The following is a 5,632-nucleotide window of genomic DNA, read 5'->3' on the forward strand; positions in this document are numbered from 1 at the left end:
ACGCGGAACACATCGTTGAAGGCGCGCACCGCCGCCTCGCGCCGGATCACCTGCACCAGCTGGGCCTGGCTTTGGGCGCCGCGCTGCACCGGGTCGGTGATGGTGCGGCCGAGCGACTGCGACTGCTGGGCCAGGCGCTGCGCGACCAGCGGGTTGGTCACCGGCATATCGGCCGCAATCGCCTGCGTGTAGAGCTGGGCACGCTGCTGCTGGATGCTGCCCAGCAGCGCGGGGCCGAGCAGGCCGCCCAGGCTTTGGGTGACCGAGAACAGCACGACAAAGGTGACCATGTGGTCCAACCCCTTGCCCAGCGCGCGCTGGATGCCGATCATCATCACCGGCCCCATGAACAGCGCCGCCGAGAACGCAATCAGGAACTGGCTGAAGAAAAAGTCATGCGGGCGGCTCAGGCTGGTGGAGTGCAGGTCCAGCCAGCCGCCCACGCCAATCAGCAGGATCGAGGTCAGGATCTGCGGCAAGATGGCCTGGGGGCTGAAGGTGGCAGCACCGACGATCACGCCCAGCAGCATGCCGACAAAAATGACGCCGTACAGCGCCTGCAGCTGCTCGGGCACCACGCCCATTGCGCGCAGCAGGCCGACCACGCCATAGTTCTGCTCCGAGATCATGAAACGCATCATGATGGCGCCGGCCATGAAGGTCAGCGTCGTGGGGTGCATCAGCCAGCGCAGCTGGATCAGCGGCGTGCGGCGGCTGTATTCCAGCAGGGCGGCCAGCGCAAACAGCACCAGCGACGCGATCAGCGCATAGGCCAGCCAGGGGGCGTTGAACCACCAGGCGTTCACGCCCTGGGCCAGCACCGCGCACAGCAGGCCCACCGCAGGCGCCACCAGCAGAAAGGTCACAAAATCCAGCGGCTCGAACACATGGATCTGCAGGCCCCGTGGCAGCTTGAGCACCACCACGGCGGCAAAGGCCATCAGCGCGAGACCCGCCTCGAACGCATACAGATGGGGCCAGGGGTTGACGTTGACCAGCGAGGGCGACAGCACCCAGGCCAGCGGCACGGCGATCGAGGACATGTTCATGCCCAGGATGAAGGCCGAGGGCACCTTGGAGGCCGGAAAGCCCTGCATCACATACATGACGGCCAGCGAGGTGGTGGTGGCACCGGCAAAACCGGCGACGGCCCGCACCACGATGGACATGGTGTAGCCCTCGACAAACACGTGCAGCAGCGCCAAGAGCGCATAGATGCCCAGGCCCCATTCGGCAAACACCCGCAGACCCAGCTGCTGGCGGCTTTTGAAAACCAGCAGGTTGGCCGTCACATTGACCATCACATAGGCCGCAGGCAGCCAGGCGGCCTCGACCGCCGTGAGGCCCAGCTGGCCCTGGATCGAGGTCAGATTGGCCGTGACCAGGCCATTGCCCAGACCGCCAACCAGACCGACAAACAGGCCCACCATGATGTAGGCAAGGCGCCGGGGCAGCGTGTGCTGCAGCCGCGCAGGCGAGCCCGGCAGCACGGGACGCTCATGCGTCTCCCAATCCGGGGGTTGTTCGACATAGCGAAAGGCAGGCGCGTTCATACCGTCTCCCTGGCATCCATGCGCAGGCCCTCGGTGATCAGCTGCCAGGCGCGGTCGCTCAGCTGCAGGCGCTCGGCTGGCGTGCGGCCCCGCCGCGCCGCGCTGAACATGCCCACGATCAGCAGCAGATCAGCGCCCTGCAGGTCCTCCCGGCAGCGCCCTGCCGCCTTGGCCTGCAGCAGCAAGGGCGTCACCAGCGCCAAAAGGCGCGCGCGCAGGTCAACGACCAAGGGGTCATCGAGCGGCAGCGAGCGCCAGTAATCGGTCAGCGGCACGGTCAGCACCGAGTCATGCGCCCAGAGGCGCAGAAACTCGAACAGCGCATCGGCATCACCCGTCTCGCTCAAGGCATGGGCCTTGGCGGCCAGCCGCTCCAGAATATGGATCAGCAGGGCCCGCAGCAACTCGGAGCGGTCCGCAAAATTGCGGTACAGCGTCGTGCGACTCACCCCCGCCCGCTCGGCCACCACATCCAACGCCACCGTCACCCCCTGCTCGGTAAACACATGCAGAGCCGCATCGAGCAACTGGCTGCGATGGGCCAGCGCATCACTGCGGGGTTGGCGTTCTTTGGTGGTCATGGGGTGGAGGCAAAAGCATTAAACGTACAAAACTGTACGCTAATTTTTTCAGGCCTGCACAAACCCTGAGGACATCAGGGTAAACCCGTGGGTTAACGGTGGTCTGTTTTTTGGTCAGTTCACCGCCTAAGCCGGCGAGGAGGAGGAGATGCCGGATGCTCACAAAGATCACGCTGTTTGCTGTTGAAGAGTGATGAGGAATGGCACCATTAGCCCTTAAATATTCATAGATGAATGAAATGCGCAAAAATGATGATATCTATGTTGTTTTAAATTCAGTGCAAGCAGAGATTGGTATTTTTTCGTCAGCATAGAAGACAAAATAATTCATAGATTTGCTTTTTTCTGGCAAAAGACTAATATCTATGAATGCCTCGTCAAAACACATCGCCTTCCGATTACCCGCAAGCCGTCCTGCAGCAGATCGAAAAGCTGGCGCAGAACATTGCTATCGCCCGTAAGCGGCGAGGAGAGTCGCAGGCGCAATGGGCCAAACGCCTGGGCATTTCACAGCCCACGATGGCCCGCATCGAACGGGGTGACCCGTCGGTCGCGATGGCCTCCTATGTGATGTGCATGTGGCTGATCAATCCAAGGGGCGATTTGGCCGGGCTGATTGCACCGCAGAACGACCATGCTGCGCTGGAGCGAGAGGTCGCCAAGGCAAAAAGCCAGCGCAAGCCCAAAACTCAAGAGCCAGCCCATCCCCTGCCATCAGCGGCACAAACAGAGCGCCGCAAAGCCGGGACTGAGGCAGGTACCTTGTCAGAGATAGATCGTCTCACTTCCGAATCTTTAGAAAAATCCCGGAAATCCTTGTTCAGCCCTGCTTACCTGCCCGAGCTGGCTCGGATCGTTGCGGAACCATCAGAGAAGACTCTCAAGGAATGGACAAGTGCAGCCCCAGGACTTGCCGCGCTCATGGCCAAGAAGCCTCCCCAAAAGCCATGACCGCCGCCACCATCCCCTCCGTCTCAGCACGTAGCTATGTGCCGCAAGACCAGCTCTATGTCTGGGCCATGGTCAACCCGGCGGCGCCCACCTTGGCGGGCACGGTCAGCCTTTCGCAGTTGGTGGCAGATTGCGCCACGTTCAGCTATGCGCCAGATTGGTGGAACTTTGCGCTCAGCCAGGACCTGCCCTTGGTACAAGGCCAGCTTTTCAGCAATGAGGAAAAACATACGGCGCCTGGCGCGATCGACGACGCCCGGCCTGACCGCTGGGGCGAGCGCATCATCCGCCACATCGACCGGCCTGCACGCCTGTCTATTCTGGAGATGCTGCTCTTTGCCGGAGACGACCGCTTTGGCGCACTGGGCATTTCCACCTCTGCTGAGCATTACCTGCCGCGCTATATCGGGCCCTATCCGCAGCTGAAGGACTTGGCGCAACTCGCGGCCGCAGTGGAAGATGTGCAGACCCAGGCCCCAATCACCCCCGAGATACAGCGCCTGGTCCAGCCCGGCGTCACCTTGGGTGGCGCCCGGCCCAAGGCCTTGCTGCAGACCGACAACGGCCCCTGCGTCATCAAATTCAGCGAGTTGGATGATGCCGTGGATACCCCGCTGATTGAACACGCGACGATGAGGCTGGCCGCACAGGCCGGCATATACACCGCCAACACTGCGGTGCTGCCACTGCCACCGCGCTATGGCAAGGCGCGGCATGCACTCACCATTGCGCGCTTTGACCGCATCGGCCCTTTCCGCGTGCACTGCCAATCGGCTCACACTGCCTTGCGCGCTGCGGGGTTGGAGCTGAGCTACAGCGCCTTGGCAAGCATCCTGCTGCGCCTGGGCCATCCCGAGCGGCAGGCCACCATGCGCGAGGAGCTATTCAAGCGCATGGTCTTCAACATCCTCATGGACAACACCGACGACCATGAGCGCAACCACAGCATCAGCCTGAACGTGGACGGTTACTACGACCTCAGCCCCGCCTACGATGTGGTGCCCAGTCTGCAGAACCTGGGCTACCAGGCACTCAGCGTGGGCACCATGGGGGCTGAGTCCAGCCTGGAGAATGCGCTCACCCAGATCAAGGAATACGGGCTCAAAAGGCCACGCGCCATCGCGCTGGTGCAGCAGGTGGCTGCGGCCGTGGACCAGTGGGCTGCGCATTTTCAGGCACTGGGGGTCAGCCCGGTGGATATGGAGCAGCTCGCAACCAGCATCGACCGCGACGCGCTCAGACGGCAAAGGCAGGCTTTTCTTTAAAGCCTGCGGAGCTGGCTGAATCCTTCTGCAAAGCCGGCGCAGCACCAACCCAGCACTTGGAAGATCTGCCTATTTTTAAGGCAGATCAGTGCCCATCCACCACCACCGGCACCCGTGGCGCCACCGCGCACATCAGCTCATAGCCCACGGTGCCAGCGGCCTGGGCCACTTCGTCGATGGAGAGCACGGTGCCGTTGGCGGCGCGGCCCCAGAGGGTGACCTCGCTGCCCCAGCCCGCTTGGGGGACGTCGGTGAGGTCGACGGTGAGCATGTCCATGCTGACCCGGCCTATCAGGCGCGAGCGCTGGCCGTCGACCAGCACGGGGGTGCCGTTGCCGCAGTGGCGCGGGTAGCCGTCGGCATAGCCGCAGGCGACGACGCCGATGCGCATGGGCTTGTCGGCGGTGAACGCCGAGCCATAGCCGACGGTGTCGCCGGGCTGCAGCTCCTGCACGCCGATGACCTTGGCCGACAAGCTCATCGTCGGCTGCAGGCCCCAGTCGTCAGCCGTTTGCAGCGGGTAATCGGGCGCGCTGCCGTAGAGCAGGATGCCGCCGCGCACCCAGTCGCCGCGCTCGCTGGCCGACATACCGGGGTTGCGCAGCATCGCGGCGCTGTTGCAGATGCTGCGCTCGCCGGGCAGGTCCAAGGTGGTCTGGTTGAACAGCGCCATGGCCGCGCCGATGCCCTTGGCGGTGTCGGCATCGCTGAAATGGGTGATGAAGGAAATCTCGTCGACCTGGGGCAGCGCATTGAGCCGGGCCCAGGCCGAGCGGTAGCGCTCGGCGGTGAAGCCCAGGCGGTTCATGCCGGAGTTCATCTTCAAAAACACGCGGTGGGGCTGCTGGGTCTTGTGGGCGGCGAGCCAGTCGACCTGCTGGTCGCAATGCACCGTGTGCCAGAGGTTCAGGCGCGAGCACAGCTCCAGGTCACGCGCATCAAAAACGCCTTCGAGCAGCAGGATGGGGCCGCGCCAGCCCAGATCGCGGATGCGCTGCGCCTCGGACGGCTCCAGCAGCGCAAAGCCGTCAGCGGCGCGCATGCCGTCAAACACCTGCTCGATGCCATGGCCGTAAGCGTTTGCTTTCACCACACACCACAGCTTGGCGTCTTGGGCCGCCAGACGGGCGCGTGCCAGGTTATGTTGCAAGGCAGCAGTGTGAATGGTGGCTAGAATGGGGCGCGGCATGGCAAATACTCACAACAAGATTATGAAAACCCCTAGTATTCTGGCACCGTGCTTTCGCCCCTGCGTGCTATAACCTCGACTCCCTACACGCAG

At 63.2% G+C, this 5,632-nt stretch carries 5 protein-coding genes; 2 read left to right on the forward strand and 3 right to left on the reverse strand.

All coding sequences use genetic code 11. The features are described from left to right. Both H928_RS0117150 and H928_RS0117155 read right to left on the reverse strand, forming a co-directional pair. Window positions 1-1,553, reverse strand: a 1,553-nt coding sequence (locus H928_RS0117150; RefSeq protein ID WP_021027609.1) for an MFS transporter, incomplete at its 3' end; no start/stop codon positions are given. Further along, the gene (locus H928_RS0117155) at window positions 1,550-2,134 is read right to left on the reverse strand and encodes a TetR/AcrR family transcriptional regulator (RefSeq protein ID WP_021027610.1); all 585 of its coding nucleotides are present in this window, start codon (window positions 2,132-2,134) and stop codon (window positions 1,550-1,552) included. The genes H928_RS0117150 and H928_RS0117155, both read right to left, overlap by 4 nt. 369 nt (window positions 2,135-2,503) lie before the next feature. Here H928_RS0117155 and H928_RS30985 point away from each other — a divergent pair, with 369 nt between their 5' ends. Both H928_RS30985 and H928_RS0117165 read left to right on the forward strand, forming a co-directional pair. Beyond that, window positions 2,504-3,085 (forward strand): helix-turn-helix transcriptional regulator, encoded by a 582-nt coding sequence (locus H928_RS30985; protein WP_021027611.1) that lies wholly within the window; start codon window positions 2,504-2,506, stop codon window positions 3,083-3,085. After that, window positions 3,082-4,350 carry a type II toxin-antitoxin system HipA family toxin gene (locus H928_RS0117165; RefSeq protein ID WP_021027612.1) on the forward strand — a complete coding sequence of 423 codons (1,269 nt, stop codon included), beginning with the start codon at window positions 3,082-3,084 and terminating at the stop codon, window positions 4,348-4,350. Before H928_RS30985 ends, H928_RS0117165 begins: the two co-directional genes overlap by 4 nt. An 85-nt stretch (window positions 4,351-4,435) precedes the next feature. Here the strand turns inward: H928_RS0117165 and alr are convergent, their stop codons facing one another. Beyond that, window positions 4,436-5,539: an alanine racemase gene (alr, locus tag H928_RS0117170; RefSeq protein WP_021027613.1), complete on the reverse strand. Its 1,104-nt coding sequence runs from the start codon at window positions 5,537-5,539 to the stop codon at window positions 4,436-4,438. Window positions 5,540-5,632 lie beyond the last annotated feature (93 nt).

The organism is Comamonas sp. B-9, assembly GCF_000410635.1.
Taxonomy (GTDB): Bacteria; Pseudomonadota; Gammaproteobacteria; order Burkholderiales; family Burkholderiaceae_C; genus Comamonas.